General features: G+C 69.2%; 28 protein-coding genes. 9 read left to right on the forward strand and 19 right to left on the reverse strand.

Going from position 1 to position 26,920, the window contains the following annotated elements:
- Positions 1 to 14: 14 nt before the first annotated feature.
- From fliR to flgB, 5 genes are read right to left on the reverse strand one after another with little or no spacing between them, the layout of a single operon-like run.
- The gene (gene fliR / locus HHL28_RS07725; protein WP_075768959.1) at positions 15 to 779 is read right to left on the reverse strand and encodes a flagellar biosynthetic protein FliR; all 765 of its coding nucleotides are present in this window, start codon (positions 777 to 779) and stop codon (positions 15 to 17) included.
- The gene (gene fliQ, locus HHL28_RS07730; protein ID WP_075768958.1) at positions 779 to 1,057 is read right to left on the reverse strand and encodes a flagellar biosynthesis protein FliQ; all 279 of its coding nucleotides are present in this window, start codon (positions 1,055 to 1,057) and stop codon (positions 779 to 781) included. Before fliQ ends, fliR begins: the two co-directional genes overlap by 1 nt.
- A gap of 12 nt (positions 1,058 to 1,069) precedes the next feature.
- Positions 1,070 to 1,375 carry a flagellar hook-basal body complex protein FliE gene (gene fliE / locus HHL28_RS07735; protein WP_075768957.1) on the reverse strand — a complete coding sequence of 102 codons (306 nt, stop codon included), beginning with the start codon at positions 1,373 to 1,375 and terminating at the stop codon, positions 1,070 to 1,072.
- Positions 1,376 to 1,409: 34 nt separating this feature from the next.
- Positions 1,410 to 1,820 carry a flagellar basal body rod protein FlgC gene (flgC, locus tag HHL28_RS07740; RefSeq protein ID WP_075768956.1) on the reverse strand — a complete coding sequence of 137 codons (411 nt, stop codon included), beginning with the start codon at positions 1,818 to 1,820 and terminating at the stop codon, positions 1,410 to 1,412.
- An 18-nt stretch (positions 1,821 to 1,838) separates the two neighbouring features.
- Positions 1,839 to 2,243 (reverse strand): flagellar basal body rod protein FlgB, encoded by a 405-nt coding sequence (gene flgB / locus HHL28_RS07745; RefSeq protein WP_083698772.1) that lies wholly within the window; start codon positions 2,241 to 2,243, stop codon positions 1,839 to 1,841.
- Positions 2,244 to 2,537: 294 nt separating this feature from the next.
- Between flgB and HHL28_RS07750 the strand changes: the two genes are divergently transcribed.
- The 4 genes from HHL28_RS07750 to fliP are packed head-to-tail and all read left to right on the forward strand — an operon-like array spanning position 2,538 to position 4,362.
- Entirely contained in the window at positions 2,538 to 2,900 is a 363-nt protein-coding gene (locus tag HHL28_RS07750) for an EscU/YscU/HrcU family type III secretion system export apparatus switch protein (protein ID WP_075769182.1), read from the forward strand.
- On the forward strand, positions 2,897 to 3,226 hold the full coding sequence (locus HHL28_RS07755) for a hypothetical protein (RefSeq protein WP_075768955.1): 330 nt from the start codon (positions 2,897 to 2,899) through the stop codon (positions 3,224 to 3,226). The genes HHL28_RS07750 and HHL28_RS07755 overlap by 4 nt, the downstream gene beginning before the upstream one ends.
- Positions 3,227 to 3,262: 36 nt before the next feature.
- Positions 3,263 to 3,604: a FliO/MopB family protein gene (locus HHL28_RS07760; protein WP_075768954.1), complete on the forward strand. Its 342-nt coding sequence runs from the start codon at positions 3,263 to 3,265 to the stop codon at positions 3,602 to 3,604.
- Positions 3,601 to 4,362: a flagellar type III secretion system pore protein FliP gene (gene fliP, locus HHL28_RS07765; RefSeq protein ID WP_075768953.1), complete on the forward strand. Its 762-nt coding sequence runs from the start codon at positions 3,601 to 3,603 to the stop codon at positions 4,360 to 4,362. The genes HHL28_RS07760 and fliP overlap by 4 nt, the downstream gene beginning before the upstream one ends.
- 138 nt (positions 4,363 to 4,500) lie before the next feature.
- Here the strand turns inward: fliP and HHL28_RS07770 are convergent, their stop codons facing one another.
- The 9 genes from HHL28_RS07770 to HHL28_RS07810 are packed head-to-tail and all read right to left on the reverse strand — an operon-like array spanning position 4,501 to position 13,194.
- Positions 4,501 to 4,917, reverse strand: a complete 417-nt coding sequence (locus HHL28_RS07770; protein ID WP_075768952.1) for a type II toxin-antitoxin system PemK/MazF family toxin — start codon at positions 4,915 to 4,917, stop codon at positions 4,501 to 4,503.
- Between the two features lie 4 nt (positions 4,918 to 4,921).
- Complete coding sequence (locus tag HHL28_RS07775; RefSeq protein WP_075768951.1) at positions 4,922 to 8,155, reverse strand: tetratricopeptide repeat protein; 3,234 nt, start codon at positions 8,153 to 8,155, stop codon at positions 4,922 to 4,924.
- A complete protein-coding gene (locus HHL28_RS07780; protein WP_083698770.1) occupies positions 8,152 to 8,871 on the reverse strand; it encodes an OmpA/MotB family protein in 720 nt (239 codons plus the stop codon). Before HHL28_RS07780 ends, HHL28_RS07775 begins: the two co-directional genes overlap by 4 nt.
- The gene (locus HHL28_RS07785) at positions 8,868 to 9,536 is read right to left on the reverse strand and encodes a flagellar motor protein MotB (protein WP_075768950.1); all 669 of its coding nucleotides are present in this window, start codon (positions 9,534 to 9,536) and stop codon (positions 8,868 to 8,870) included. The genes HHL28_RS07780 and HHL28_RS07785 overlap by 4 nt, the downstream gene beginning before the upstream one ends.
- A 6-nt stretch (positions 9,537 to 9,542) precedes the next feature.
- The gene (locus tag HHL28_RS07790; RefSeq protein ID WP_075768949.1) at positions 9,543 to 10,199 is read right to left on the reverse strand and encodes a protein phosphatase CheZ; all 657 of its coding nucleotides are present in this window, start codon (positions 10,197 to 10,199) and stop codon (positions 9,543 to 9,545) included.
- Positions 10,200 to 10,256: 57 nt separating this feature from the next.
- Positions 10,257 to 11,057, reverse strand: a complete 801-nt coding sequence (locus tag HHL28_RS07795; RefSeq protein ID WP_404326770.1) for a MotE family protein — start codon at positions 11,055 to 11,057, stop codon at positions 10,257 to 10,259.
- Positions 11,058 to 11,080: 23 nt separating this feature from the next.
- A complete protein-coding gene (locus HHL28_RS07800) occupies positions 11,081 to 11,584 on the reverse strand; it encodes a DUF6468 domain-containing protein (protein WP_075768948.1) in 504 nt (167 codons plus the stop codon).
- Entirely contained in the window at positions 11,581 to 12,657 is a 1,077-nt protein-coding gene (gene fliM / locus HHL28_RS07805; protein WP_075768947.1) for a flagellar motor switch protein FliM, read from the reverse strand. Before fliM ends, HHL28_RS07800 begins: the two co-directional genes overlap by 4 nt.
- Positions 12,658 to 12,672: 15 nt before the next feature.
- Entirely contained in the window at positions 12,673 to 13,194 is a 522-nt protein-coding gene (locus tag HHL28_RS07810) for a flagellar basal body-associated FliL family protein (RefSeq protein WP_075768946.1), read from the reverse strand.
- Positions 13,195 to 13,549: 355 nt separating this feature from the next.
- Here HHL28_RS07810 and HHL28_RS07815 point away from each other — a divergent pair, with 355 nt between their 5' ends.
- A complete protein-coding gene (locus HHL28_RS07815; RefSeq protein WP_083698769.1) occupies positions 13,550 to 14,491 on the forward strand; it encodes a transglutaminase family protein in 942 nt (313 codons plus the stop codon).
- On the opposite strand, the gene HHL28_RS07820 is transcribed toward HHL28_RS07815, so the two are convergent.
- The 3 genes from HHL28_RS07820 to HHL28_RS07830 all read right to left on the reverse strand — a co-directional run bounded on the left by HHL28_RS07820 (position 14,477) and on the right by HHL28_RS07830 (position 18,399).
- Positions 14,477 to 14,968, reverse strand: a complete 492-nt coding sequence (locus tag HHL28_RS07820; RefSeq protein WP_075768945.1) for a gamma-glutamylcyclotransferase family protein — start codon at positions 14,966 to 14,968, stop codon at positions 14,477 to 14,479. The two genes, HHL28_RS07815 and HHL28_RS07820, sit on opposite strands and share 15 nt — an antisense overlap.
- Complete coding sequence (locus HHL28_RS07825) at positions 14,968 to 16,581, reverse strand: peptide chain release factor 3 (RefSeq protein ID WP_075768944.1); 1,614 nt, start codon at positions 16,579 to 16,581, stop codon at positions 14,968 to 14,970. Before HHL28_RS07825 ends, HHL28_RS07820 begins: the two co-directional genes overlap by 1 nt.
- Before the next feature lie 84 nt (positions 16,582 to 16,665).
- Entirely contained in the window at positions 16,666 to 18,399 is a 1,734-nt protein-coding gene (locus HHL28_RS07830) for a DEAD/DEAH box helicase (protein ID WP_075768943.1), read from the reverse strand.
- Positions 18,400 to 18,851: 452 nt separating this feature from the next.
- Between HHL28_RS07830 and HHL28_RS07835 the strand changes: the two genes are divergently transcribed.
- Positions 18,852 to 19,958, forward strand: coding sequence for an energy transducer TonB (locus HHL28_RS07835; RefSeq protein WP_169654949.1), 1,107 nt, complete (start codon positions 18,852 to 18,854; stop codon positions 19,956 to 19,958).
- Between the two features lie 122 nt (positions 19,959 to 20,080).
- Here the strand turns inward: HHL28_RS07835 and HHL28_RS07840 are convergent, their stop codons facing one another.
- The gene (locus HHL28_RS07840; protein WP_075768941.1) at positions 20,081 to 22,555 is read right to left on the reverse strand and encodes a glycogen/starch/alpha-glucan phosphorylase; all 2,475 of its coding nucleotides are present in this window, start codon (positions 22,553 to 22,555) and stop codon (positions 20,081 to 20,083) included.
- Positions 22,556 to 23,311: 756 nt separating this feature from the next.
- Between HHL28_RS07840 and HHL28_RS07845 the strand changes: the two genes are divergently transcribed.
- Positions 23,312 to 23,785, forward strand: a complete 474-nt coding sequence (locus HHL28_RS07845; RefSeq protein ID WP_075768940.1) for a sigma-70 family RNA polymerase sigma factor — start codon at positions 23,312 to 23,314, stop codon at positions 23,783 to 23,785.
- Positions 23,786 to 24,044: 259 nt separating this feature from the next.
- Here the strand turns inward: HHL28_RS07845 and HHL28_RS07850 are convergent, their stop codons facing one another.
- Positions 24,045 to 24,839, reverse strand: a complete 795-nt coding sequence (locus HHL28_RS07850; RefSeq protein WP_404326774.1) for an SDR family oxidoreductase — start codon at positions 24,837 to 24,839, stop codon at positions 24,045 to 24,047.
- 233 nt (positions 24,840 to 25,072) lie between these two features.
- On the opposite strand from HHL28_RS07850, the gene HHL28_RS07855 reads away from it, so the two are divergent.
- The gene (locus HHL28_RS07855) at positions 25,073 to 25,306 is read left to right on the forward strand and encodes an anti-sigma factor family protein (protein WP_075768938.1); all 234 of its coding nucleotides are present in this window, start codon (positions 25,073 to 25,075) and stop codon (positions 25,304 to 25,306) included.
- Positions 25,307 to 25,351: 45 nt separating this feature from the next.
- The gene (locus HHL28_RS07860) at positions 25,352 to 26,899 is read left to right on the forward strand and encodes an alkaline phosphatase D family protein (protein WP_075768937.1); all 1,548 of its coding nucleotides are present in this window, start codon (positions 25,352 to 25,354) and stop codon (positions 26,897 to 26,899) included.
- Positions 26,900 to 26,920 lie beyond the last annotated feature (21 nt).

Raw genomic sequence — 26,920 nt, forward strand, 5'->3', positions numbered from 1 at the left:
CGCGCCCCCTATGCTCAAGGCTGCAGGATGGTGACGAGCTGGTCCTCGAAGGCGGCCAGCCAGAATAGCATCAGCCCCGACAGGCTGAGGCTGAAGAGCAACGTGCCCAGCAGGATCTGGATGGGCGCGGTGACGAAGAAGATCTGGATCTGCGGCACCAGGCGGGAGACCAGCCCGATGCCCAGGTAGAACAGCAGCCCGATGACGACGAAGGGGGCCGAGAGCTGGATGCCCACCAGGAAACTCTGCGCCACCGTGCGGGCCAGATGCTCCGTCGCGTCGCCCACGGGCAGCCCCTGGCCCGGCGCGAACAGGCTGTAGCTGTCCACGATCCCCATGATCAGCATGTGGTGCAGGTTGGTGGCGAACAGCATCACCATGGCCAGGATGCCCAACAGGCCGCTCAGCGCGTTGCCCGGCGATGCCATGGCCGGGTTGAAGGACTGGGCCGCCGACAAGCCGAGCTGGTTGGCGATCATGAAGCCTGCCGTTTCCAGCGAGGACAGCATCACCCGCGCCAGCGTGCCGATGAAGATGCCCACTACCGCCTCCGCCAGGATCAGCAGCACCAGGTCACCCGGCGATGGCGGGCGATCCGGCAGGATCGGCTTCAGCACCGGCATCATCAGGAATGAGACGGACAGCGCCAGCAGCAGCCGGAACCGCGCGTTCACGAACTGCTCCCCGATCCCCGGCATGACCAGGAAGGCGGAGCCCAGGCGCACGAAGACCAGCAGGAAGGCGAACAGCGACCCGCCGACCAGCGCGTCGAGCTGCATCAGCCGTCACCCGTGCCGACGGCCACCACCCGGTCCATCACCTGCTCGGTGAATGTCTTCAGGTGGCCGAACATGAAGGGCAGCAAGAACACCAGCGCCGCGAACATGGCGATGATCTTCGGCACGAAGGACAGGGTCTGTTCCTGCAACTGGGTCAGGGCTTGGAACAGGCTGATGGCCGTGCCGATCACCAGCCCGACCAGCATCAGCGGCCCGCTGACGATGATGGTGATGTAAAGGGCGTCGCGGGCGACGTCGATGGCTTCTGCCTCGGTCATCGGTCCCGCCCGTCACATGGGCATGCGCAGGATTTCCTGGTACGCGCTGATCACCCGGTCGCGCACGTTCACCACGGCCTGCAGGGTCATCTCCGCGTTGGTGACGGCGTTCACCACGTCCGACAGGTCGGCCTTGCCCAGCACGCCCTTGGCGGTCATGGCCTCGCCCCGGTGCATGGTGTCGATGGCGCTCTCGGCGGCTTCCTTCAGCACGTCGCCGAAGGCGGGGCCGTCCGTCTCCGCCGGCTTGGTGGCGGACCGCAGGCCCTGGCCGGCAGCGTTGGCATAGGCGGCGGCGGCGTTGGAGAAGGGGACCATGGTCGTGGTTTCCTGGGTCTAGGGCGGGCCGGGGTCAGTTCCGCAGCAGGTCGAGGGTGCGCATGATCATCGTGCGCGTCGCCTCGATGGTGTTCAGGTTGGCCTCGTAGCTGCGCTGTGCCTCGCGGTAGTCCGTGGCCTCCACCAGGGAGTTCACGTTCGGCATCAGCACATAGCCGTCCTGGTCGGCGCTGGGGTGGCCGGGGTCGTAGCGGCGCTGGAACTCGCTGCGGTCCACGTCGATCTTGCGGACCTTCACCGTGTTGGCGCCCAGCTCCTTGTTCAGCGCGTTCTCGAACAGCACCACTTTGCGCCGGTAGGGCAGGTCGCCCGGGGAGGGCGCGGTGGAGTTGGCGTTGGCGATATTCTCCTGGATCACGCGGATGCGCGTGCCCTGGGCCTTCAGCCCGGCGGCGGAGATGGCGAGGGAGTTCATCAAGTCCATGGCGGCACCCCTCCCCTATCAGCCGCGGTTCGGCGTCATGGCCGTGCGCAGCATGCCGACCTGCTTCCGGTACAGGTTCAGCACGGTCTGGTACTCCATGGAGTTCTGGCCGACCTTGAACATCTGCTCCTCCAGCACCACGCCGTTGCCGTCAGGGGACGTCTCGTAGGGCTGCTCCTTCTCGTCACGGAAGCTGCCGCGGTTCGGCAGGGTGCCGGTCAGGTGGCCCGGGCTGCTGGCCACCGGCTGGAGCTGCGAGGTCTGGCGGAGCTGGCGCTTGAAGTCGAAGGCCGTGAGGTCCTTCGCCTGGTAATCCGGGGTGTCGGCATTGGCGATGTTGTCGGACAGCACTTGGTTGCGCTGGCTGTGCCAGTCCATCTTGTCCGTCATCAGCTTGAACAGACCGATCTGCCGCAGGTCCATGGCACCCATCCCTGAAGTCTGGCCCCGTACGCCGGGCGGCTGACGCCACCCTGGTCCAGAAAGGTTAAGCAATTTCCGGACCAGCTTTCGCGCGAACGGGGTATGGACCCAAGCCATACGCCGCCCGCAGCGGGCTGCCGTACGATCCTTGAGTCTTTATTCCCAGGCAGCATACTCCATCTTCCGGGTTAAGGAACCGAAAAGATGCACCATCCGGGGTGTACCGGATGCAGCGATTTGTTAAGCTGGATGGGTGAGTATCCCCTGCCCCGGCACGCGAGACAGGCCGCCGCCTTGACCCATCCCCAGGACCCGCCTTCCCAGGACGCGCAAAGGCCCCGCCGACAGGTCGCCGTCGCGCTGAAGCACGACAAGGACCTGCCCGGCCTGCCGCGCATCGTCGCCTCCGGCCATGGCGCGCTGGCGGAAAAGATCCTGTCCCGGGCGTTCGAGACGGGGGTGAAGGTCCGCGAGGATGCGGAGCTGGCGGAAATTCTTGCCGTGCTGGACGTGGAAAGCGAGATACCGCTGGAGGCCATTTCCGCCGTGGCGGAAATCCTTGCCTATGTCTATCGGGCCAACGGCCTGTGGCGCCCGGGCGAGCCCTGGCCCCCGTCCGGCTTCCACGACAGCGCGGCGGGGGAGATGCCGGCATGACCGACCGCCCCGCCGACATGGCCACCATCGCCGCGGCCCTTGCCGACCTCCAGGACCTGCTGGACCGCAGCGCCGCCCTGGTCGCCCAGGGTCAATGGGTGGACCTTGCGGGAATGGAGCGGGAGGCCAAACCCCTGCTGGACGCCGTCATCACCCTGCCGGCCGCCGATGCCCGCGCCCTGCTACCTGACCTGGAGCGGCTGCTGACCGCCCTGGACGCGGTGGGCACGGCGCTCCAGGCCGCCCACGGGGAAACCTTGGCGGCGGAGCGCAACGCCGCCCGCCTGCGCGCCGCCGCCGCCTATCGCCCGCCGGAGGAGCGCTGATGTCCTCCCGCCCCGCAGCCTGACGGGCCCGCCCCCATGGAAACCACCTCGCTGGCCAGCATCTTCCTGGCCTTGGTCTTCGTCCTGGCCCTGATCGGGCTGTTCGGGCTGGTGCTGAAGCGCTTCGGCCCCGGGGCCGGCCTGCCCGTCCGACGTCGCGCCGACCGGCGCCTGGGCATCGTGGAGGTGCTGCCGCTGGACGCGCGCCGCCGCCTCGTCCTGGTGAAGCGCGACGGGGTGGAACACCTCTTGCTTCTCGGCATGGGTGACGACCGGGTGGTGGAGACGCACATCAACCCGCCCCCGGCGCCGCCCGAGACACCCAGCTTCCCCACCGCCCTTACCCAGGCCGGCAAGACCGGACAGCCCGCCCCATGAGCCGCCACCACCTTCCCCGCCGCCTCGCCCTCCCGGCCCTGCTCGGCCTTGTCTCCATGGGCCTGGTCGCCTGGGCCGGCCCGGCGGCGGCGCAGAGCCTGTCGCTGGACATGGGCGACGGGGGCGGCAGCAACACCGGCCGCATCATCCAGTTCGTCGCCCTGCTGACGGTGCTGTCGCTCGCGCCCAGCATCCTGATCATGATGACCTGCTTCGTGCGGATCACCATCGTGCTCAGCTTCCTGCGCAGCGCCCTGGGCACCATGCAGGTGCCGCCCAACCAGGTGCTGGTCAGCCTGGCCCTGTTCCTGACCTTCTTCATCATGACGCCGACCCTGAAGGCCAGCTACGAGCAGGGCATCCGGCCGCTGATGGAGGAGCGGGTGGACGAGATGACGGCCTTCAACCGCGCCGTCGCCCCCTTCCACGAGTTCATGATGGGCCATGTGCGGGAGAAGGACCTGCAGCTGTTCATGGACATCTCCAAGACCGCGCCGGTGGCGGAGCCGAAGGACATGCCCCTCCAGGTGCTGATCCCGGCCTTCATGCTGTCGGAACTGAAGCGCGCCTTCGAGATCGGCTTCCTGATCTTCGTGCCGTTCCTGGTCATCGACATGGTGGTGTCGAGCGTGCTGATGGCCATGGGCATGATGATGCTGCCCCCCGCCATGGTGGCCCTGCCCTTCAAGCTGATCTTCTTCGTGCTGATCGACGGCTGGTACCTGGTGGTCGGCAGCCTGGTGCAGAGCTTCGGGTAGCTCGCAAATAGTGAAGGGCAGCCCGCGGGGGCTGCCCTTCCTGTATCTCTCCACCTCTTGCGAGGTTTTGATCGGCGGACATGCCTGACGGCATCCCGTAGGACTACACATAGCGCTTTTCGGGGCCGCTGACAATCTTCAGCGGTGGCCCTCCGTCGGCATCTTGGGCAACCACTCATGGACACGGGCCAGGATGGGTGCGAACTCAGCCTCCGTAAATCGTGGCACGGCCCCCCTGACGGATGACAGCCGCGACGGGGAGACAGTCAGCAAGTGATTGCACACGGCCCACGATTCCGTTTCTGGACCGAGATAACGATGCCGGAATGGCACTGCCCACCGGTTCCCGGATTGGGCCTTCGTCGTCAGCGGCACCACCAGGCACGGCCCTGCCAAGCTGTTCCGGTAGCTCACCACCACGACCGGGCGCCGCTTCCAGAACTCGGGCTTCCGCGCATCCGCCCATAGGTCGCACCAATAGAGGTTCCGGATCGCGGGTGCCGCCTTGATCCGGTTGGCGACATCAGGCGCCTCGACCTCGTCCACAAGCCCCATCGGTTCACCTCGGCGCCTGCGCCTGCTGCCCTGCTCCGGTGGGTGCCGGCGCGGCGTTGCCACCGGGCTTGGTCCGGTAGCTGTCCAGGAAGCTGCGGAACAGGTCGATCTCCGCCATCCGGCCCTGGATGGTGCGGGCATCCACCAGGCCCGCGGCCTCGCCCGGCCGGGTCAGCACCCGGAAGGCGGTGGCCTCGCGGCTCTTCTCCATGGCGGTGCCGAAATCCTGACGCAGCTTGTCCAACCCGACATTGTCCTGGGCCAGGGACAGGGCCACGGCCCGGTTGACCACCAGCCCCACCACCTGCGGGTCCAGCGCTTGCCCGGCGGGCGGCGGCGGGCCGATCACGTCGCCCAGGGCCTGGGCGGCGGCCTTCCACTGCTTGTCCCGCATGGCGATGTCGATACGCAGCAGGTTGGCCGGGCGGGACTGGTCCGCGGTCAGCAGTTGCAACGCGTCCCCGCTCCTGGCGGTCTGCGACAGGGCACGGGCGCGGAGAAGGCGCCGCTCCTCCGCCAGCGGGCCGGGCAGCCCTTGCATCTCGCTCTTGTCCAGGGCGGCCAGGGCCTCCTCCGGCCGGCTGTCCAGCAGCCGGATGCCGGCCAGCCGGGCACCGACCCGGGCCTTCTCCTCCCCCGCCAGCCGGAACTGCACCTGATGGTCCAGCAGGGTACCGGCGCGGTCCAGCAGGTCGATCTCCACCAGCCGCCCGGCCAGCATCTGGATGATCCGGTCGCCGTCGGGGCCGGGCGGGGTCAGTTCGCGGTATTGCTCATACAGCGCCAGCGCCTCCAACGGCGACAGGTGCGCCGCACCGTCCTTGCCGAACAGGTCGGTGAAGGTACGGGTGATCTGGGCCGCGATCTCCTTCGCCGCCGGGTCGTCCGGGAACAGCGAGATGGTGCGCTTCATGGTGTCGAAGGCCTGGGCATAGTTCCCGGCCTTCACATGGGTGTCGCCGATGCGGCGCTGCACAGCCAGTTCAAGCTGGTCGCCGCGCCAGGCGAAGCGCAGCTTCTCCATCTCCTCCGCGGCCTGCTTCGGCGTGATCTTGCCGGCCTTCAGCCGCAAATCCACCAGGTCCATGTCGGCCCGGACCTGGTACAGCCGGTCGTTCCCGGCCAGCGCTTCCTGGAAAGCCTTTTCCGACTTGTCCGTGTCGCCCAGCGCCGCGAAGACGGCCCCGCGCATGTAGTTGACGGCGGCAGCCTGCGGACCCTTGTGGCTGCCCCGGCGGACCAGGCGGTCCACCACCAGCGCCGCCGCCTCCGCCTGCCCCCGTTGCAAGGCCGCGTCGGCCGCCGCCAAGGACATGCGGGTGAAGTAGAGCTCAGGGTAGTTGGACAGCAGCTCCTTGTGCTTGCTGAACAGGTCATGTGCCCGCCCTGGGTCGCCCAGGCCGGAGGCGGCCAGCGCCCGCCAGAGGTCCGTGTCCGGCTCGGCGTCCAGGCTCGCCGCCGACAGGTCCTCCGCCCCACCCTTGAAGTCGCCGGACAGCAGCCGGGCCGGGCCGCGCACGGCCAGGAACTCGGCCCGGCGGTCCACGTCCGGCTGCTTCTCCTGCACGAGCGCCAGCATGCCCAGCGCTTCCGGCCCCATGCCGTTGGCCAGGTAGAACCGCGCCAGGTCCAGCCGCCCACGGTTCCGGATGGCCTCTGGCTGGGCGATCATGGCATCCCAGCGGGCTTGGCGGGTGCGCATGTACTGGTCCGCCGGGACCTGTCCCCAGCGCTTGTAGTCGTACAGCCGGTCAGGCTCGCTCACCACCGGCGGCGGGTTGGCGACGCGGACATCCTCCTCCGGCGACAGGCGCAGGCCCCCCGGCACGGTCAGTTCCACCCCTTCCCGCACCGGCTGGACCAGCAACTGGTCATGCAGCGGCCGGACGACGATGCCCTGCAAGGTGGGCAGCAGCTGCGCCTCGGCATAGCGCTCCGGCGCCGCCACCCGGTTGTCGGGCACGGGCAGGGGCGCCACCCGCAGCCGGTCGCCCACCACCGGGTCGGTGAAGGTCAGCACCTTGTCCGCGTCCTCCGCCTGCACCACGAGGCGGGCCCCCAAGGCAAAGTCGGGGTCGGCCTGCACCGGCAGGCTAGTTACCGCCTGGCCTGCCGGCCGTTCCAGCACCACCCGCCAAGCGGTGCCGTCCCGTTGCACCCTGCCCTCCAGCAGGGCCGGTGACGGCAGGCGGAAGCCGGCGCCCTCCGGCACCTGGACCGGCTCCACCGGCGTGGTCAGGCCGGGGACGGAGCCCGGCGCCGGTGCCGTGCCCGGCGGCACCTCCCGGTCGAACAGCACATAGAGCCACCCTGCCCGCTCAAACACGGCCGCCGCCGCCGGGATCTTGGGGTCGAAGACAAGGGTCACCGACTGGGCCGCCTGTTGCTGCTCGGCAGCCGGGGCCGGCGCGACTGGGGCACCGGCGGCCGGCTGGGCAGCGACCTTGGCCGCCGGGGCCGGCTGGGCCTGGGCCTGCGTCGTGGGCGCTGGCGCAGCCGCGGGGCTTCCCTTGCCCGGGTTCGGGGGCATCAGGGGTGTCGGCGCGGCGGTCGCGGGGCTTGCCGTATCCGGTGTCGGCGCAGGAGCCGCCTGGGCCGTTGCCGGATTCCCGGGGACCGGCGGGGTCTGCTGGTTCCCACGGATCTGGAACAGCGGCGCGCCTTCGGCTTGGCGGCGCGCGGCGGCCTGTTCCTCCGCCGTCGGCGGCTTGGCCGCGGGGGCCGGCTGTTGCTGGGCAACTTGGGCGGGGGGTGCCTTTGCCGGGCTGGCGGCCTGCTGTGGTTGGACCGCTTGCCCAGGCGATGCCGCGGTCTTCGGCGGGTCGGCCACGTCAAGCACCACCCGCGGCCCGATGCGGCTGTCCCGCACCACCGCACCGTCCGGCACGGTGAAGCTGACGGACAGCATCCCGTCCCGGCTGGTCTGGGTCAGGCCGCTGATGCGGGCAAGGCGCGTGCGGCTGGCCGGGGTCAGGTTGGCGGTGGCCGCAACCGGGAAGGTCACCGTCACCCGGTTGCCATCCCGGCTCACCCGGTACTCCGTGGGCTTGGTCCAGTCGAAGACCAGCCGGTTGTAGTCGGGATGGATTCCCCCGCGTACCCCCACCACGGCGGCGGGAGCGGGCGCCACGGCGGCCGGCGGCTGGGCCGTCGCCGGGGCCGGCGCGGCGACCTCCTGGGCCAGGCTGGGCAGGCCCGCCAAGAGGGCGATGGCGGCGGTCAGGCCGGCGCGTCTCATCGCCCGCTCCCATGCTCACGGATCACCAGATCCACCCGGCGGGCGAGCTGTCGCCGCTCAACCTCCTCCGCCCAGGGCGCCACCTCGGCGAAGCGCCCGTCGCCGTGCCCCCGCACCGTCATCTCCCGCTGGTAGCCGGAACGGCGCAGGCTGTCCGCCACGGCCTGGGCCCGGGCCAGGGACAGCTCCCAGTTCGAAGGCCATAGGTTGCCGGTGGGCGTGGGGTCGGCATGGCCCACCACGTCCAAGGCGTTGCCGATGTTCCCGGCCACCCCGCCCAGGATGAACAGGGCCCGCTCCCCCTGCGCCGACAGCTCGGCGGAGCCCGGGCGGAACAGCAGGTCGCCGGGCAGGCTGACCACCAGCGCGTCCCCGCGGCGGCCCAGCCGCACATCCACCAGTTCCGGCTTGCCGACGAGCTGGCTCTCGAACACCCGGCCCAGATAGCCCAGGTCGATGGCCCGGCCCCGGTCCAGCCCCTCAGCCGTGAAGGCCGCCTCCGCCCGCTCCGCCCCGTCGGCCCGCGGGGCGGACTGGCCCGGCACGCTTTCCGCCAGCGCCTTGAACCGCTTCGGGTCCGGGTCCGACATGGCATACAGCATCACGAAGAAGGTCAGCATCAGGCAGACCAGATCCGTGAAGGTGACCAGCCAGGCCTTCCCGGCAGGCCCTTGGCCGATGAAGCTGAACTGCATGAGGGCACGGCCGGCCTTCATGATTGCCCCCCGACCCGGCGCAGGTCCGGCGGGATGCCCGGCGCCTGGATGCGGAACAGCAGGCGCGCCGTGCCCGGCACCCCGCGTTCCAGCCCGATGCTGACGGGTGCGGCAGGCGCCCCCAGCTTCTGGAGTTCACGGGCGAGCAAGCCGGCCTGGGCCACCTGCATCCCCTTGTCCACACCGGGGCTGGTGGCCAGCAGAAGCTCCATCTCCACCTGCACCCCACCGGCGCGTGGCTGGAGTGCCACCGCCGCCCGGTGCAGCAGCCCGCTGGCGCCAGGCGCGACCGCCCCCGCCTCCACCAGGACCGTCACCGGCAGGGCCACCACCAGCGTATCCCCGTCCGCCCCGGCTTCCAGCTTGGCCAACGGCAGTTCCGCCCGGACCAGGTCGCCAAGGTCCCGCAGGGCGCGCGCCGCCTCCGCCCGCGCGCCCTCCCGCTGGCGGTCGGTGCCGGCCCCGTCACGGTCCGTGGACAGGGAGAAGGCGCGCTCCACGCTCTCGCGCACCGCCCCGACCTTGTCCTGGTGGAAGTTGGACAACGCGTTCAACAGGATGAAGAAGGCCAGCAGCAGCACGAAAAGGGCAAGGTACAGCACCAGCCCGGTGGAGCCGTCGCCCTCCGGACCCGTGTCCCGCACCCATGTGCCCTTGCTGGCCATCCCTCCTCAGTCGAACAGGCTGTCGATGAAGGACTGGTCCACGGCGGCGCCGGGCAATTGCGGCCCGTGCAGCAGCAGCTTGTCCGCGTCCTCCGGGCTCATGCCCGTGCTGTCCTGGGTGGCGGGGGCATGCGGGTGGCGGCGCTGCACCTCCTCGCCCAGGGCCACCAGCAGGTGCTCCACCTTCTGCTCGATATGCTTCAGGGCCTTGACCACCTTGGTGATGCGTTGGCCGGTAATGTCCTGGAAGTTGCAGGCCTCGTAGATGTTGGTGGTGATGTCCATCATCTTCGCGGCCACCGCCGGCGGCACGTCGCCGGACAGGCTCATCATCTGGTCGCAGCCGTCCATGATCCGGTTGGTGGCGTCCTCCGTGGCGCCCACCACCGCGTCCAGCTCGTCCGTGGCGCGGGGGATGTGCTCCTGGTGGATGTCCGTCGGCTGGATCGCCGCGATCTCCTTCTTGGCGTTGTTGATGTAGCGCGCCAGCGCCTCCAGCTCAGCATAGAGCTTCAGGTCGTGCTGCGTGATCTCCCCCCCCATGGAGGCGACCACCGAGCTGACGATCTCCGCCACCTCCTCACGCGACAGGGGCTGGCGCGCCTGGGCGCGGGCAGTGTCCAGGCGGTCCTGGAGGATGGGGTCGGCGGCGGCACGCAGCATGTCACACCTGGGCAACGCTAGGGGGGATGGTGGCTTGGGGCTGGCGGGTCCGGCGGGTCATTCGGGCACCGCCGGCAGCTTCTTCCGTTCGGCCAGCAGGATCGTCACCTGCTGGGCCCGCTTGGATTCCATGGCGGCCAGGATGGGGGCCGTCTTGCCTTCCTTCATGCGGCTGATCACGTTCAGCAGCACCGTGTTGTCCAGGTCGTTGAAGATCTTCGCCGCGTCGGCCGGCTTCATGGCCTCATAGATCTTCACCAGGCTGTCCAGCTGGGTGGCCTGCTCCTCGCTCACTTGGCGCAACAGGCCCTGGATCTCGCCCCGCAGCTTCTGCAACTCGGCGATCTTCTGGTCGAAGCGCTGTTCCGCCGCGGCAAGCATGGCCTCCCGCTGGTCCAGCTCGCGCCCCCGCTGATCCAGCTGCTCACGCCGTTCCTGCAGGCGCTGGAGCAACTCCAGTTCCGTGGGGGAGAAGGTCTGCCCGGCGGCGGAGGGCTGGCTGCCGCCCGCTGGCGCCGCTGGGGCGGGTGCCTGGGCGGCCGGGGCCGGCGGGGTCGCGGGCGCAGGGGGCGCTGCGTGCTCGGCGGGCTTGCTCTCCGCCACCTGGGTGGGGGCGCCCTCCACCGGGGCGGCCGGACGGTCGAGCGGCAGGCTCTGCACCGCCCCGCCTTCCGCCACGGCAGACGGGCTGGGCAGGGCGGCACCGGCCGTGACCGAGTACCAGAGGTCCGTCACCTTCGCCCCCAGCATCAGCACGGCGACGAAGATGGTGAGGGGCAGCAGCCGCAGCCTGGGCAGGCCGCGTTTCGCCTTGGCCGGCTTCTGCGCCGCGGCCTTGGGCTTCGTGGGTCTGGCCACCGGGGCCCTGGGCTTGGCCGGGGTCATTGGCGCAGGTTCTCAAGGGCCTGCAACAGCTCCTTCTCCGCCTTGGAGCGGGGCTCCGAAGCAGGGGCGCCGGTGGCGGCGGGGGCTGCGGCGGGACGGGGCTGGGCGGGGGTCGGGGCTGCGGGGCGGCCGGGGGCCGCGGCGGGGGCCGGGTTGGGCACCACCGCCTGCCGCGCCTTGCCGGACGCGGCTTCCAGCCGGTTGGCCAGGCTGTCGGCCGCTTGGACGATCTGGTCCAAATCCTCCTTCAACGCCCGGCCACGGGTGATCATGGAGGACAGGGCCTCCCCCGATTCCTGCGCAGCCTTGCGCATGGCCTTGACGCTGCCGTCGGCCTGGGCCGTGGCCTCGGCGAAGCCGCGCACCAGCTCCTCAAGCTCGACCCGGCTGTCCTTCACGGCGGCAAGTTGCTTGTTCAGCCGGACCGCGTAGACGATGGTCGCCACCAGCAGGCCGATGACGGCCAAATCCAGCAGCAGGGAAACGAAACCCGGGATCATGGCGCCTGCTCCGGCTTCGGGGCCTCGCGGTCGATGCGCACGGCGATGTTGCCGCCCTTGCGGCCCATGCGGCCCAGGAACATGGGCACGTCGCCGCAGCGCAGCTCGATGGTCTCGTCCGGTGCCACGTTCAGCAGCACCCGGCTACCCACCCGCCAGGCCAACACCTCGTTGAGGGGAAGGACGATCTCGTCCAGCACGGCCGACAGGTGCACGTCCGTCTGCCACAGCTCCGACGCCAGGTGCGTTTCCCAGATGCTGTCACGGCCGAACTTCTCGCCCATGAACATCTGCAGCAGCAGCTCGCGCACCGGCTCCAGCGTGGCGTAGGGGATCAGCAGCTCCAGCCGGCCGCCGCGGTCTTCCATGTCGATGCGCAGCTTCACCAGCACGGCGGCGTTGGCCTGCCGGGCGATGGTGGCGAAGCGTGGGTTGGTCTCCAGCCGGTCGAAGCGGAAGGTCACCGGCGACAGCGGGTCGAAGGCGGCGGACAGGTCCGACAGGACCACGTGCACCATGCGCTCCACCAGGTTGCGCTCGATGGTGGTGTAGGGCCGGCCCTCGATGCGCATGGCCGCCGTGCCGCGGCGGCCGCCCAGCAGCACGTCCACGATGGAGTAGATCAGCGCGCTGTCGATGACCATCAGGCCGTAATTGTCCCACTCCTCCGCCTTGAACACGGCCAGCATGGCCGGCAGCGGGATGGAGTTCAGGTAGTCCCCGAAACGCACGGAGCTGATCTGGTCGAGCGACACCTCGACGTTGTCGCTGGTGAAGTTGCGCAAGCTGGTGGACATCATGCGGACGAGGCGGTCGAAGACCACCTCCAGCATGGGCAGGCGCTCATAGTTGACGAGGGCGGAGTTCACCAGCGCCATGACGCCGGTGTTGTCGCCATCGCCGGCGCCGTCCTTGTCGAAGCCCAACAGGCTGTCGATCTCGTCCTGGTTCAGGACGCGGGTCGCCCCGCCGCCGCCCAGGTCGAATCCGTCGCCGCCCGCCCCTTCGTCGGCCAGGGCCGCCCATTCGGCGGCCATCCGTTCTTCTTCGCTCAGCTCTTCCGGTCCGGCCATGTCAGCGCCCCCGCCTCACTGGACCAGGAATTCTTTGATCAGCACGTCCTTCACCTTCAGCGGTGCGGCGGCCATGTTCACGCGCATCAGCAGCTCCTCCCGCAGCCGGTGCAGGCCGGCGGAGCCGCGGAGGTCCTCCACCCGCAGCTCCCGCAGGTAGACCTGGAAGCTGTCGTTGATGCGGGGCATCAGCGTGTCCAACTGGGCCTGGTCCTCCGGCCGGGAAAGCTCCAGCGTGATCCCCAGCTTCAGCAGGGTGGAGCGGCGGTCGCCCGTGTTCAGGTTGACCAGGATGTCAGGCAGGTCCCTGAAGACCGGGGGGCCGGTATAGTCCGGCGGCGGGGCGGCATGCTCCTCCGCATGTTCCTCATGCTTGCCCAGCAGGCTGTCCAGGATGCCGGTGAAGAACAGGGCCGCGCCGCCACCCACCACGAACAGGATGGGCAGGACGATGAACAGGACGATCTTCTTTCCCGCGAACTTCTTGCGGGGCAATTCCTGTTCTGTAGTGCCGCCGTCGGTGTCCAACGCCGTCATCGGATGTGTGCCCCGTTCCCCGAAATCCCGCGGAGTCGCCCCAAATTTCTTACACGTCCGCGGTAACACCTAATCATGGGACGGTTAACAAGCGCTTTCAACAGTTTCCGCCTGCACCCCGCCCTTGTCCCCTGCCCCGTGCGGCCCGGACACACCCGGCGCCCGCCGCCGGGGCGGAAAAGCTGATGCAAGACAAGGGCCAAGGGACTTGGGACACGGTGTCCGGGCCCCGTGCCGCCTGTCGCGGGACTGTCAAAAATCCCCATGACGGCATGGCCCGCCGCCCCAATTACCTGTAGCATCCCGACCATGACGCGCCCGGGGTCTTCGGGCACCCAGAATCGGCAGTCCGCTGTTGCCCCCGTCCGCCCGCCTGATCCAGCCCGCTGAAGACCTGCTGCCCGACCCTGGTCCGGCGGGACCGGTCCGTTACCGCTGCTGGCACCTGACCCGGTACAGCTATGGCGACATGGTGCTGTCATCCCACCTGGTGGCGCACCTGGCCCCCCGCCCCCACCCGAGGCAGGACGCCAAGGTCCTGCGGCTGGAGATCGAGCCGCGGCCGGCCTTCGCCGTGGACCGGCGGGACTGGTTCGGCAACCCCACCACCGTGGCCGGCATCCAGGAGCCGCACCGCACCCTCTCCGTCATGGCGGAGATGGAGGTGGAGGTCAGCCCACCCCCACCCCTGGACCCCTTCGCCACCCCGGCGTGGGAGCAGGTCCGCGCCGCCGCCCCCGCGGACCCGGCATTGGTGGAGTTCACCCTGGCCAGCCCGCGGGTCCCCGCCCCCGACCCGGCCTTGGCCGCCTTCGCCACCCCCAGCTTCCCGCCCGGACGGCCCGTGGCCGCCGGCGCCATGGACCTGATGCGGCGCATCCGGGACGGCTTCACCTTCGACGCCACCGCCACCACGGTGAGCACACCGGTGGCCGAGGTGCTGGCCCGCCGCTCCGGCGTCTGCCAGGACTTCGCGCACCTGATGATCGGGGCCCTGCGGTCGCTGGGCCTGCCGGCCCGCTATGTCAGCGGCTATCTGCGCACCATCCCGCCGCCGGGCCGCCCCCGTCTGGTGGGCGCCGACGCCAGCCATGCCTGGGTACAGGCCTGGTGCGGGGACGCGGTGGAATGGCTGGATCTGGACCCCACCAATGGCAAGCTGGGCGACACCGACCACCTGACCCTGGCCTGGGGCCGGGACTATGACGATGTCTGCCCCTTGCGCGGCGTGATCGTCGGCGGCGGCAGCCACACGCTGACGGTCAGCGTGGATGTAGAGCAGTTACAAGGCGGCTGATTGCGCCAGCCCACGCCCGTGCGCCGCCCAGTTGTCCAGCGCCCGTTCCACCAGCCCCGTCTCCCAGGCCGCCATCCAGGCGGCTGTGGCGGACAGATAGGTCGGCTTGTGCGCCTCGACCCAGGACGCGAAATCCCACCCCTCACCGCCCAGGACCAAGCCCGCGGAGCCAAGGCAAGCGAAGGCAGGCACCGGACCGGCAACGGAACATTCCACCACCGACTCGACAAGCGTCTGGGCATACCCCTCGAAGAACTGCACCCGTTGCCGCTCGAAGTCGTTCCGCAAAGGGAACAGCCGTCCCGCCACCGTACCCGCCGGGTCCTCCGCCAGGGCCGGGAACGCCTCCCCCACCACCGCCACCCGGCGATAGCCGCGCAGCAGCGCCGGCCGGCCCTCCCCGTCGGGGCTGGGCCGGCCGAGCACGATGGACCGGACGTCGGGGTCCAGCAGGGTGCCGTAGGCGAACAGCAGCATCAGGCGGCCTGGGTGGTGACCGCCTTGTTCTGCTCCCGGGTCTTCAGGAACCGGATCTCGGGAAAGTCCTCCTGTGCCCGGTTCAGTTGCCAGCCATTGCGGGCCAGGTAGACCAGGGCGCCGTCATGATCCTCCGCCATGTCGGCACGCCGGCTGTCGATGAACGCCTTCAGGCGGATGGGGTCTTCGCACTCCACCCAGCGGGCGGCGTCATAGCCGCAGGTCTCAAACCGGGCGGTCATGCCGTACTCCGCCTCGATGCGGGCGGCCAGCACCTCGAACTGCAGGGGCCCGACGACACCGACGATCCAGTCGGCACCGATGATCGGCTTGAACACCTGGCTGGCGCCTTCCTCGGCGAAGTGATCCAGCGCTTTGCGCAGGTGCTTCACCTTCATAGGGTCGTCCAGGCGGACGCGCTGCAACAGCTCCGGCGCGAAGCTGGGCACGCCGGTGTAGCGCAGCTCCTCCCCCTCCGTCAGCGTGTCGCCGATGCGCAGGGTGCCGTGGTTGGGGATGCCGATGATGTCGCCGGGGAAGGCGTCCTCCGCCAGCTCCCGGTCGCGGGCCAGGAACAGCACGGCATTGTTCACCGACAGCACCTTGCCGCTGCGCATGTGCTTCAGCTTGATGCCGCGGCGGAACTGGCCGGAGCACAGCCGGAAGAAGGCGATGCGGTCGCGGTGGTTGGGGTCCATGTTGGCCTGGACCTTGAAGACGAAGCCGGTGACCTTGCCCTCATCCGGGTTCACCGAGCGCCCGTCGGCCTTCTGCGGCCGGGGCGGCGGGGCATACTCGGCAAGGCCCAGCAGCAGTTCCCGCACGCCGAAATTGTTGATGGCGCTGCCGAAGAAGACCGGGGTCTGGTGGCCCTCCCGATAGGTCTCCAGGTTGAAGGGCGGGCACAGCTCCCGCACCATGGCCACGTCCTCACGCAGCTTCTCCGCCTGGTGGGCGGGCAGCAGCTCGTCGATCTTCGGGTCGTCGATGCCCTGGCACTCGATGCCTTCGGACGCCACGTCGCCGGCGCGGCGATCCATCAGGATCAGCCGGTCGCGGATCAGGTCGTAACAGCCGCGGAAATCCTGGCCGGAACCGATGGGCCAGCTCGCCGGCGTCACCTCGAGCTGCAGGTCGCGCTCGATCTCGTCCATCAGCTCGAACGGGTCCCGCGCCTCCCGGTCCATCTTGTTGACGAAGGTGGCGATGGGCACGTCCCGCATGCGGCAGACCTCGAACAGCTTGCGGGTCTGCGCCTCAATGCCCTTGGCGGCGTCGATCACCATGACCGCGCTGTCCACGGCGGTGAGCGTCCGGTAGGTGTCCTCGGAAAAGTCCTCGTGGCCCGGCGTGTCCACCAGGTTGAAGGTCCGGTCCGCATAGTCGAAGTTCATGACGGAGGCGGTGACGGAGATGCCGCGCTCCCGCTCCACCTTCATCCAGTCCGACCGGGCGCGCCGCTGCTCCCCGCGCGCCTTCACGGCACCCGCCATCTGGATGGCGCCGCCGAACAGCAGCAGCTTCTCCGTCAGGGTGGTCTTGCCGGCGTCCGGGTGCGCGATAATCGCGAAGGTCCGGCGCTTCTCGACTTCTTCCAGCAGGTTGGCGGGCATGGCGGTCACCGAATGGAGGGCATCACTGAATAGGTTCGGGCGGGCCCCTTGTGAAGGCCCGCCCGTCGCAGTCACGTCAAGATATCAGAACCCGCCGGGCTTGCCGCGGCGGAGCGGCTTGCCGCCGCCGGCGGTGCCGGTGGCGCGCTCACCGTGCCAGGGCTTCTCGGACCGCGGGCCGGAGCGGAAGTCCGTCCGGTTGCCCCGGGGACCAGGATGGCCGTGGTCCTTGGCAGCCTTGTGGTGGGCTTGCGGGCTGGAGTCCGGGGACCAGGGGCGCTGGGGACGCCCCTCGCCGCCCTGCTCATTGGCCGGGGCGCGGTCCTGGAACCGGTCCTGGCGCGGCCCGCCGAAGGGCTTGCGCTCGCCGTACGGCTTGCGCTCACCCTGGAAGCCGCCCTCCTGGAAGCGCGGCCGGTCGTTGAAGGACCGCCGCTCACCCTGGAAGCCCTCGCCACCCTGGGGGCCGCCCTGCGGACGGTCACCCTGGAAGCCCTCGCCACCCTGCGGCCGGTCGCCGAAGGAACGGCGCTCGCCATAGGGCTTGCGGTCGCCGAAGTTCCGGCCGCCCTGGCCGAAGCTCTTGCCACCGTAGCCGCCACCCCCGAAGCCACCGCGGCCGCCCTTGTTGAAGGGCTTGCCGCCGAAGCCGCGGCGATCCTGCTCGGGCTGCGGCTCCAGGCCGGGGATGGTGTGCTGCACCATGGGCATGCCGGTGTACTGCTCGATTGCCCGCACCAGGTTGCGGTCGGACCGGGTGTACAGGCTGCACGAGATGCCGGTGGCGCCGGCGCGGCCCGTGCGGCCGATGCGGTGGACATAGTCCTCCGCCACGCGCGGCAGGTCGAAGTTGATGACGTGGCTGATGTCGGAGATGTCGATGCCCCGGGCGGCCACGTCGGTGGCCACCACCACGCGGATGCGGCCGTCACGCAGCCACTGGACCACGCGGTTGCGCTCCCGCTGCTGCATGTCGCCGTGCAGCGGCATGGCCAGGTGGCCGGCCTCGGACAGCTTGTCCGCCACGCTGTCGGCATCAGCCTTGGTGGCGATGAAGACGATGCCCTTCTGGAAGGACTCGTCCCTCAGCAGCGCCTCCAGCAGCTGGTGCTTGTGGTCAAGCCCGTCGGCGCGCAGCCAGCGCTGCTCCACCTGGGCGGTGACCACGGTCTTGCCGGCCACGTCCACGCGGACGGCATCCTTGGTCAGGGTGGCGGCCAGACGCTCGGCGGTGCGGTCCAGGGTGGCGGTGAACAGCAGGGTCTGCCGCTCCGCCGGGCATGCCGCGGCGATGTGCTCCACCGCCTCGCGGAAGCCCATGTCCAGCATGCGGTCGGCCTCGTCCAGGACCAGGACCTCCACGGCGGACAGGTCGACCTTGCCGTTCTCCAGATGGTCGATCAGGCGGCCGGGGGTGGCGACCACCAGGTCGGCCCGGCGGCGCAGCATCTCGATCTGCTGGCGATAGGGCATGCCGCCCAGCACCGTGCCGGTCTGCACCCGGTGGTACTTGGACAGGGACCGGACATTGTCCAGCACCTGGCTGGCCAGCTCACGGGTGGGGGTCAGCACCAGGACGCGCGGGCCCCAGCTCCCCTCGGCGCGGGGCACGGAGGCGATGCGGGCCAGGGACGGCAGCACGAAGGCGGCCGTCTTGCCGGTGCCGGTGTTGGCGGACGCGACGACGTCGCGGCCTTCCAGGGCGGCCGGGATGGCCTGGGCCTGGATCGGGGTGGGGGTGGTGAAGCCAAGCTCTTCCACGGCCTGCAGCAGCGGCTGCGGGAGGGCGAGGTCGGCGAAGGAAACGGTAACGGTCACGCTCAGACTACCTTTCAGGACACAAGCACACCGCCCCGGCAACCCCATCAGGGCTGCCGGCCGACGGCGCGCAAGGGTGCGGACCCGTCTCATCACGGGGTCCCGCGGTTGCGCGTGAGCGGCCTGGATTGTTCGGAGAGCGAAGGGCGGCGATGCCCTGGGGCATCACGCGCATATACGACCCGACACATTTGGACGGGGCGGTATGCAGGCGCGCTGGCGAAAGCCGTTTCAGCGCCGGAGGCCCCTCAGCCACTCGGTACAGGGCCTTATATGGGCGGGCACCCCACCGATGCCAGGACTTTGCGCACATGGCGGCACGGCGTGGAACGCAGGGCGGCCAGCATCCCTCCCCCGGCTATGCGTTCCTATGCGGCGGGTGTCTGAAGCCTTGCCCCCGCAACCGCTCCGGCTATCATCCCGTCGACGAAATCGGATGGGGTATGCGCTTCATGAAAACCCGCCTGATGGCTGTGGCGTCGCTTCTCGCGCTGATTGCCGCTGGGCCGTCCCTTGCCATGACCTGGCAGGAAGCCAACAAACAGTCGGCCGCGGCCCTGGACGCCGGCAAGCTGGAAGAGGCGGAGGAGCTGGCCCGGAAGGCCGCCGAACTTTACACGGCGAGCCCGACTTACAAGCCGGCGAACCATGCCCAGCTCCTGCTGAACTACCTGGGCATGGTCGAGGAGTCTGGCGACGCGAAGAAGCGGCTGGTGGCTGCCCGTTACGTCCTGCGGGCGCTGGAGGCCCGGGCGGGCGAGGGCGTGGTGGAGACGATCCAGTTCCAGGAGGAGATCCTGCGGGCCCAGTACCGGGTGGGGGAGTTCGCCGACGCCCAGCTGACCCACGACAAGGTCGTGAACCTGAACGCCAAGCATTTCGGCACGGATTCGCTGCAATATATCAGCGCCCTTCTCCAAGCCGCGGACGACGTAAAGCAGGTCAAGGGGGCTGTCGATGGCCGCCGCTACCTGGACCGGGCGTCGGAGGTGGTGGCTGCCCTGGCGCCCGACCATCCGGCGCGGCTGCTGGTTGACCTGCAACACGCCAAGCTGGATGTGGAGGGTCGTCGCTATTCCACGGCGGAGCCGAAGCTGACCCGCATCCGCGACCTGCTGCTGGCCCGGAAGGCGGGTGAAGCCGCGGGGCTGCTGCGCCGGACCTATGGGCTGCTGGCCTTCATCCATGACATGCGGGGGGACGACGCCGCCCTGGACGCGGTGATCAACGCCACCCGCGACCTGCCCTACCCGCCGGGTCGGCCTGTCCCCTTGGCGGGTCGGGCCCCGGAGGTGCCCCGGTCCAACAGCTCCCAGCTCCGCGGGCACGCCGTCGTTTCCTTCGACATCAGCGGCGACGGCCGGACGGCCAACGTCAAGGTCGTGGAGTCCAGCGGGAACCCGCAATTCGCCGCGCTGGCCGCCAATGCGGTGGAGCGTTGGCGCTACCAGCCCCGGTACCAGGATGGCCGGCCGGTGGCGACCACGGGGATGGTGGAAAGCTTCAGCTATTCCATCGAGAACGACGAGCCGGAGCTGGGCACCCGAATCAAGAAGTGACGGGAACCAACCCCGGCCGCTTCCGGTTACACGGTCTGCACGTGCGCTGGACACGGCAGACCGGCAAGACAGGGCCCCTTCCGATCCCCGCGATCGGAAGGGGCCTTTTCCGTTCGGCGGGGCTATTCCGCCGCGGCGAGGACCGGCTGGATGTCCCAGATGTCCCGGGCGTATTCCAGGATGGTCCGGTCAGAGGAGAACCAGCCCATGTTGGCCGTGTTCAGGATGGCCTTGCGGGTCCATTCCTCCGTGTCGCGGTACAACTCCACCGCCTCCGCATGGACGTTGCAGTAGTCCTCGAAATCGGCGGTCACCAGGAAGTGGTCGCTGTTGTACAGGCTTTCCACGATGGGCCGGAACCGCTGCGGGTCGTCGGGGGAGAAGACGCCGGAGGAGATCATGTCCAGCGCCCGCTTCAGGCGCGGGTTGTTGGCGATCACCTCGCGCGGGTTGAAGCCGCCGCCCTGCTTCAGCTCCTGCACCTCGGCCGCGGTCATGCCGAAGATGAAGATGTTGTCCTCGCCCACATGCTCGCGGATTTCCACGTTGGCCCCGTCCAGCGTGCCGATGGTCAGGGCGCCGTTCAGGGCCAGCTTCATGTTGCCGGTGCCCGACGCCTCCATGCCGGCGGTGGAGATCTGTTCCGACAGGTCGGCCGCCGGCATGATCACCTCGGCTTGGCTGACATTGTAGTTGGGCAGGTAGACCACCTTGAGCTGCCCGCGCACCACCGGGTCCTGGTTGACCACGTTGGCGATGTCGTTGGCCAGCTTGATGATCAGCTTGGCCTGGTGGTAGGCGGGCGCCGCCTTGCCGGCGAAGATCTTGGTGACCGGGACGAAGTCCTTGGTCGGGTTGTCCCGGATGTCGTTGTACAGCGCCACCGTCTGCAACAGGTTCAGCAGCTGGCGCTTGTACTCATGGATGCGCTTCACCTGCACGTCGAACAGGCTGTCCACGTTCACGTCCACCTGGACATGACGGGCGACATAGGCGGCCAGGCGCTTCTTGTTGTGCCGCTTAGCGCGCCGGAACTCCTCCCGGAACACCTCGTCATCCACCTTGGGCGCCAGGGCGGTGAGCTGGGACAGGTCCTTGACCCAGCCATTGCCGATCCGGCTGGAGATCAGCTTGGACAGGGCCGGGTTGGCCTGGTGCAACCAGCGGCGGGGGGTGATGCCGTTGGTCTTGTTGTTGATGCGGTCCGGGAATTCCTGGTGGAAGTCGGCGAACACGGTCTGCTTCATCAGGTCCGTGTGCAGGGCCGACACGCCGTTGACCTTGTGGCTGCCCAGGAAGGCCAGGTTGCCCATGCGCACCCGGCGGTCGCCATGCTCGTCGATCAGCGACAGGCGCTGGATGCGCGGCAGGTCGCTGTTCCGCTTGATGCGGGTCAGGAAGTGGGCGTTGATCTCATAGATGATCTGCATGTGCCGGGGCAGCACCCGCTCCACCAGACGCACCGGCCAGGCCTCCAGGGCCTCCGGCAGCAGCGTGTGATTGGTGTAGCTGAAGGTGCGGCTGGTGATGTCCCAGGCCTTGTCCCACTCCAGCCCGTGCTGGTCGATCAGGATACGCATCAGCTCGGCGATGCCGATGGTGGGGTGGGTATCGTTCAGCTGGATAGCCGCCTTTTCCGGCAGCGCGTCGAAGGTGCTGTGGTGCTGCATGTAGCGCCGCAGGATGTCCTGGATGCTGGCGCTGGTGAAGAAGTACTCCTGCTTGAAGCGCAGCTCCTTGCCGGTGTCCGTCGCGTCGTTCGGGTACAGCACCCGCGACAGGTTCTCGGACAGGACCTTGCTTTCCACGGCCTTCAGGTAGTCGCCCTCATTGAAGTGGCCGAAATGGAAGTCGCTGGTCGCCCGCGCGGACCAGAGGCGCAGGGTATTGATCGTCTCCCCGCCATAGCCCACCACGGGGGTGTCGAAGGCCATGGCATGGACCTTGTCCGTGTCCACCCAGCGGTACGACTTGCGGCCGGCGCCGTCCCGCACCTCCTCCACCCGGCCATAGAACTGGACGGGGTACAGCACCTCCGGCCGGGCGAATTCCCATGGGTTGCCGAAGCGCAGCCAGTTGTCGGGGTATTCCACCTGCCAGCCATGCTCGAAGCGCTGCTCGAACAGGCCGTACTCATAGCGGATGCCATAGCCATAGCCCGGCAGGTTCTGCGTCGCCAGGCTGTCCAGGAAGCAGGCCGCCAGCCGCCCCAGGCCGCCATTGCCCAGCGCCGGGTCCGGCTCCACGTCGACCACGTCCTCCAGCCGCACGCCCAGCCCGTCCAGCGCCTCGCGGCAGGCCTCCACCAGGCCCAGATTGGCCAGGTTGTTGGTCAGCAGCCGGCCGATCAGGAATTCCATGCTGAAGTAATAGACGCGCTTGGCGTCCTGGGTATAGACGCCGCGGGTCGTGTCCATCCACCGGTCCACCACCCGGTCGCGGACCGCCAGGGCCGCCGTGGTGAACCAGTCGCGCCGCGTGGCGGCGCGCGTGTCCTTGCCGACCGAATAGATGAGCCATTCGACGAAGGAGCGCTTCAGCGCCTCCACGTCCAGCGCCTTGCGACCGATCTCGCGCGTGTTGAGTCGAGCGTCCATGAACGACGTGTCTTTCCGTGACGGTTCCGCGACCTGCCCCCGACCCCGGCAACAGGCGCCGTGATCCAAGGTGCGGGTCGGCCCGGCCCTTACTTGGACCGTGACTTCGTTAAAACTCGGTCTACCGAGCGGCCCTTCCAGGGGCTTGCCCGATATTCGGCACCGCGACTCCGCCTTTGGCAACACCTTTTCGTTCAGGGGCCGGCAGTCCAGCCTATGCCCGGTGGCAACAGCGTGCCCGAAGGCCGGCATGCCGCCCGGCTGCCGTTCCGGCAACCGTTGCTGGCGCATCGTTCTTTGTCTCAGCCGCTTAACCCGATCGGGAGACGCCCCGGCGAAGGGTTCTGCCCCCTTATCGCAGAGCTTCTAAGAACGTTTTTTTCTTCAACGCCTTAGTATCGATTCTTCGTGCGGCAGCGGAACAACACCCAAGACCCCACGTTACTGAGGCAACGGCAAGCAAGCCGTATCACTTCCGAGACCGACATGGTCCCGAATGCGTGTTCCGCAGTGACCGGGAGGCAACAATGAGGGCCGACACGGGAGGAACCGGGCAGGTGAGGCACCCCATGCCAAGCCGGGCCCAGGCGCCATCGGGATCCACCAACAGGTCCTGACCACAGGGCTTACAGCCACCGAAAACCAACGAGCGACCAACGCGGGGACCCGCTTCCCGCGACAGGGCCGGCGCGCGTCCGCCGCGTGCCCCTTCCCCCCACCAGACAGAGCGTCAAGCGAGACATGGAGCCCACACCGATGGCCTACTCCTTCACCGACGAGCTGATCGGCTGCATCCCCGCCCTGCACCGTTACGCCTGCAAGCTGACCCGGGACGCCGCGGCGGCGGAGGACCTGACCCAGGACTGCATCGCACGGGCGCTTTCCCGCTCCCACCGCTTCGAGCCGGGCACCAACATGCAGGCCTGGCTGACCACGATGCTGAAGAACCTGCACTTCAACAACCTGCAGCGCGACAAGCACATGACCAAGGTGGAGCTGTGGGACCACGCCGCCTCGGTGGAGGCGACCCAGATGTCTCGCCTGCTGTGCCGTGACGTGGACCGCGCCTTCAAGTCCCTGACCCCCTGCCAGCGCAAGGTGGTAAAGCTGGTCGCCATCGAGGGCCGCCCCTACCAGGAAGCCGCGGAGCGCCTGAACGTCTCCATCGGCACCATCCGCTCCCGCCTCTGCCGCGCCCGTGAGCGCCTGAACAACATGATGGCGGCGTAAACATCCCGGAGTTTTGTGCAAGGGGCCGGCGGGGAAATCCTCGCCGGCCCTTTTTGCCGTTGTGCGCAAAGCGCTTGAGGTCACCCCGGGCTTGACCCGGGGTCCTCGGGATCGGTGCATGCAGGGCACCGGAAGCCCACTTTCGAATTCGAAAGTGATGGTTGGTGGCGATCCTCGACCCTGCTGCCGCCCCTTGGCACGTCCGCTTTCCCAAGGTCCCCGGCTCAAGGCCGGGTGACCCTCCTTCCCTCGCACCACCCTACCCGTTCACCACCTCGCCCCCGTTCGGGTGCAGCACCTGGCCGGTCATGTAGGCTGCGTCCGCGCTGGCCAGGAAGACGAAGGCCGGGGCCACGTCCGCCGGCTGGCCGGCGCGGCCCAGCGGCTCGTTGGTTCCGAACTTGGCCGTCTTCTCGGCGCTGAAGGTGGAAGGGATCAGTGGGGTCCAGATGGGCCCGGGCGCCACTCCGTTCACCCGGATGCCCTTCTCCGCCAGGGCAGACGCGAGGGAGCGGGTGAAGGCCACGATCGCACCCTTGGTGGAGGAATAGTCGATCAGCTGCGGGTTGCCGCGGTAGGCGGTGATGGAGGTGGTGTTGATGATGGCCGCGTCCTTCTTCAGGTGCGGCAGGGCGGCCTTGGTCAGGTAGAACTGGGCGAAGATGTTGGTGCGGAAGGTGCGCTCCAGCTGCTCCGCGCTGATCTTCTCCAGGCTGTCCTGGGGGTGCTGCTCGGCGGCGTTGTTCACCAGGATGTCCAGCCTGCCGAACTTGTCGATGACCATGGCCACCAGCTCCCGGCAGCGCTCCTCATAGCCGATGTCGCCGCGGAAGGTCTGGCAGCGCCGGCCCTCCGCCTCCACCATGCGGCGGGTCTCCTCCGCGTCCTGATCCTCGTCCAGGTAGCCGATGCAGACGTCGGCCCCCTCGCGGGCGAAGTGCACGGCCACGGCCCGGCCGATGCCGCTGTCCCCGCCGGTGACCAGGGCCACCTTGCCCTCCAGCTTGCCGCTGCCCCGGTAGTCCTCACGGATCACCACGGGCTTCGGGTCCATCTGGTCTTCCCGTCCCGGCTGTGTCTCCTGGTGCTGCGGCGGCTGCCCCTGCTTCCCGTCCGATGCCATGGCTTCCCCCGTATGTGGCGTGTATCCGTCTCCCGGTGACAACAGGTCGGGGTACCCACGTTCCGGGAACAACCGCCTGACGGTGATGTTGACGGATGGCCCGGGGGGATTGCACGCTGAGCGGCTGTCGCGCCACGGGTGGATGGGTGTTCCGGACGATGTTGATGAAGCGGCTGACCATGAACGACATCAACGCCTACCTCGACGGGGCGCTCGGAGATGACGAGCGCCAGGAGGTTGAGCGGGCGCTGGAACATGACCCGGAGGCGCAGGCCCTGATGGGCCGCTACCGCCAACAGGTGGATGAGCTGCACCGCCTCTATGACAAGGTCCTGGATGAGCCGGTGCCCGACAGCATGCTGAGCCTGCTGCGCGCCCGCCCTTCCAAGCCGAGCTGAGTGTCGGGGTGCCCCCGCCGGGCATTACCCGCTACAGTCCCCGCCATGAGACGTGACCTGAAGATCCGCGGCGTCGGCAGGCGCCGGGCGGGGCCCGACATCGTCATCGGGCCCCTGCTGCATGCGCGGGGCGCCCAGGCGGGCGGCGTGGTGCTGCCGCGCTGGCGCCTGTCCGCCACCGCCTTGCTGGCGGGGGAGCGGGAGCCGCCGGACTTGCGGGTGGAAGGCGTCGGCCTGCCGGTGCCGCCCCGCTTCCTGCATGATTACGGCCCGGTCCTGAAGGGCAAGGGCCCCCTGCGCCTCTGGCGTTGGGACTTCGCCGTGCCGCGGGGGCTGCAGGACAGCCGCAGCGCCTATGGCTTCGACGGGGATGAGCGGCGCTGGTACCTGGACGTGCCCGGCACCGCCATCCCACCCCGCATCGCCTATACGGCCTGTGGCGGCTGCGAGGATGAAAGCCAGATCGCCGCCGCCGGCCTATCCCGCAACGCCCGCTGGGGCCACCTGCTGGGCCGCCACCGGGCCAGCCCCTACCACCTGCTGCTGGCGGGCGGTGACCAGGTCTATGCCGACGGGCTGTGGGAGGGCGTGCCGGAACTGGCGGATGCAGCACTCCTGTCCCTCTCCCGCCGCGCCGCGCTGGACGCCCCGCCGGGGCTTGACGCCTCGCTGGACCGCTGGTTCCTGGAGGTCTACCGCCACGCCTGGACCCAGCCGGAGACGGCGGCCGTGCTGGCCAGCGTCCCGGGCCTGCGCATGTGGGACGACCACGACATCCTGGACGGCTGGGGCTCCCACCCCGAGCCGGTGCTGGACAGCCCCCTCTACCGCGCCATCTACGCCGCCGCCCGCCGCGCCTTCCGCCTGTTCCAGATCGGCATGCCGGAGGACGACCCGGCGGAGACCCTGTTGGCGGATGAGCCCCCCAGTTTCACCCAGGGCCTGGTCGTCAATGGCGTGGGCATCCTGGCCCTGGACCTGCGAAGTGAGCGGCGGCCCACCCGGGTCATGTCCAGCCGGTCGCTGGACGCCCTGCCCGGCTGGCTGGAGCGGTTCCGCGGCTGCCGGCACCTGTTGCTGATGTCCAGCGTGCCCATGATCTTCCCCAGCTTCAGCCTGGTGGAGCGCCTGCTGAACTGGATCCCGGGCCGCCAGGCCATGGAGGACGACCTGCGCGACCAATGGCGCAGCCCCACCCACCGGGAAGAATGGGAGCGGGTGCTGCGCCTGCTGGCCGGCTTCATGCGGGAAAGCCGCTGCCGCATCACCGTCCTGTCCGGGGAGGTGCACCTGGGCACCGTGGGCGTGATCCGCGGCCTGGACCTGGAGCTTTGGCAACTCGTCAGCTCCGGCATCGTCCACCCCGCCCCCACCGGCCTCCCCCTGGACATGCTGGAGCGCGCCGCCCGCCGGACGGAGACACTGTTCGACGGGCTGACCCTGGAGATGCCGGGCTTCCCCGAGACCGGCCGCAAGCTGCTGGGCACCCGCAACTGGCTGTCCCTGACCGCCACCAACGACGGCGGCATCGAGGCGGAATGGCACGCGGAGAGCGGGCCGACACCCCTGAGGCTGAGCATCCCCGGCCTCTGACCGCGTTCACCCCTTGAGCCC

This window comes from Aerophototrophica crusticola, from assembly GCF_012913305.1.
Classification (GTDB): Bacteria; Pseudomonadota; Alphaproteobacteria; order Azospirillales; family Azospirillaceae; genus Niveispirillum; species Niveispirillum crusticola.

What these genes read in the sequence shown, in the direction of transcription:
- fliR (WP_075768959.1), bottom strand. Translation starts at nt 779, where the DNA reads ATGCAGCTCGACGCGCTGGTCGGCGGGTCGCTGTTCGCCTTCCTGCTG.
- fliQ (WP_075768958.1), bottom strand. Translation starts at nt 1,057, where the DNA reads ATGACCGAGGCAGAAGCCATCGACGTCGCCCGCGACGCCCTTTACATC.
- fliE (WP_075768957.1), bottom strand. Translation starts at nt 1,375, where the DNA reads ATGGTCCCCTTCTCCAACGCCGCCGCCGCCTATGCCAACGCTGCCGGC.
- flgC (WP_075768956.1), bottom strand. Translation starts at nt 1,820, where the DNA reads ATGGACTTGATGAACTCCCTCGCCATCTCCGCCGCCGGGCTGAAGGCC.
- flgB (WP_083698772.1), bottom strand. Translation starts at nt 2,243, where the DNA reads ATGGACCTGCGGCAGATCGGTCTGTTCAAGCTGATGACGGACAAGATG.
- HHL28_RS07755 (WP_075768955.1), top strand. Translation starts at nt 2,897, where the DNA reads ATGACCGACCGCCCCGCCGACATGGCCACCATCGCCGCGGCCCTTGCC.
- HHL28_RS07760 (WP_075768954.1), top strand. Translation starts at nt 3,263, where the DNA reads ATGGAAACCACCTCGCTGGCCAGCATCTTCCTGGCCTTGGTCTTCGTC.
- fliP (WP_075768953.1), top strand. Translation starts at nt 3,601, where the DNA reads ATGAGCCGCCACCACCTTCCCCGCCGCCTCGCCCTCCCGGCCCTGCTC.
- HHL28_RS07770 (WP_075768952.1), bottom strand. Translation starts at nt 4,917, where the DNA reads ATGGGGCTTGTGGACGAGGTCGAGGCGCCTGATGTCGCCAACCGGATC.
- HHL28_RS07775 (WP_075768951.1), bottom strand. Translation starts at nt 8,155, where the DNA reads ATGAGACGCGCCGGCCTGACCGCCGCCATCGCCCTCTTGGCGGGCCTG.
- HHL28_RS07780 (WP_083698770.1), bottom strand. Translation starts at nt 8,871, where the DNA reads ATGAAGGCCGGCCGTGCCCTCATGCAGTTCAGCTTCATCGGCCAAGGG.
- HHL28_RS07785 (WP_075768950.1), bottom strand. Translation starts at nt 9,536, where the DNA reads ATGGCCAGCAAGGGCACATGGGTGCGGGACACGGGTCCGGAGGGCGAC.
- HHL28_RS07790 (WP_075768949.1), bottom strand. Translation starts at nt 10,199, where the DNA reads ATGCTGCGTGCCGCCGCCGACCCCATCCTCCAGGACCGCCTGGACACT.
- HHL28_RS07800 (WP_075768948.1), bottom strand. Translation starts at nt 11,584, where the DNA reads ATGATCCCGGGTTTCGTTTCCCTGCTGCTGGATTTGGCCGTCATCGGC.
- fliM (WP_075768947.1), bottom strand. Translation starts at nt 12,657, where the DNA reads ATGGCCGGACCGGAAGAGCTGAGCGAAGAAGAACGGATGGCCGCCGAA.
- HHL28_RS07810 (WP_075768946.1), bottom strand. Translation starts at nt 13,194, where the DNA reads ATGACGGCGTTGGACACCGACGGCGGCACTACAGAACAGGAATTGCCC.
- HHL28_RS07820 (WP_075768945.1), bottom strand. Translation starts at nt 14,968, where the DNA reads ATGCTGCTGTTCGCCTACGGCACCCTGCTGGACCCCGACGTCCGGTCC.
- HHL28_RS07825 (WP_075768944.1), bottom strand. Translation starts at nt 16,581, where the DNA reads ATGCCCGCCAACCTGCTGGAAGAAGTCGAGAAGCGCCGGACCTTCGCG.
- HHL28_RS07835 (WP_169654949.1), top strand. Translation starts at nt 18,852, where the DNA reads ATGAAAACCCGCCTGATGGCTGTGGCGTCGCTTCTCGCGCTGATTGCC.
- HHL28_RS07840 (WP_075768941.1), bottom strand. Translation starts at nt 22,555, where the DNA reads ATGGACGCTCGACTCAACACGCGCGAGATCGGTCGCAAGGCGCTGGAC.
- HHL28_RS07845 (WP_075768940.1), top strand. Translation starts at nt 23,312, where the DNA reads ATGGCCTACTCCTTCACCGACGAGCTGATCGGCTGCATCCCCGCCCTG.
- HHL28_RS07850 (WP_404326774.1), bottom strand. Translation starts at nt 24,839, where the DNA reads ATGGACCCGAAGCCCGTGGTGATCCGTGAGGACTACCGGGGCAGCGGC.
- HHL28_RS07855 (WP_075768938.1), top strand. Translation starts at nt 25,073, where the DNA reads ATGAAGCGGCTGACCATGAACGACATCAACGCCTACCTCGACGGGGCG.
- HHL28_RS07860 (WP_075768937.1), top strand. Translation starts at nt 25,352, where the DNA reads ATGAGACGTGACCTGAAGATCCGCGGCGTCGGCAGGCGCCGGGCGGGG.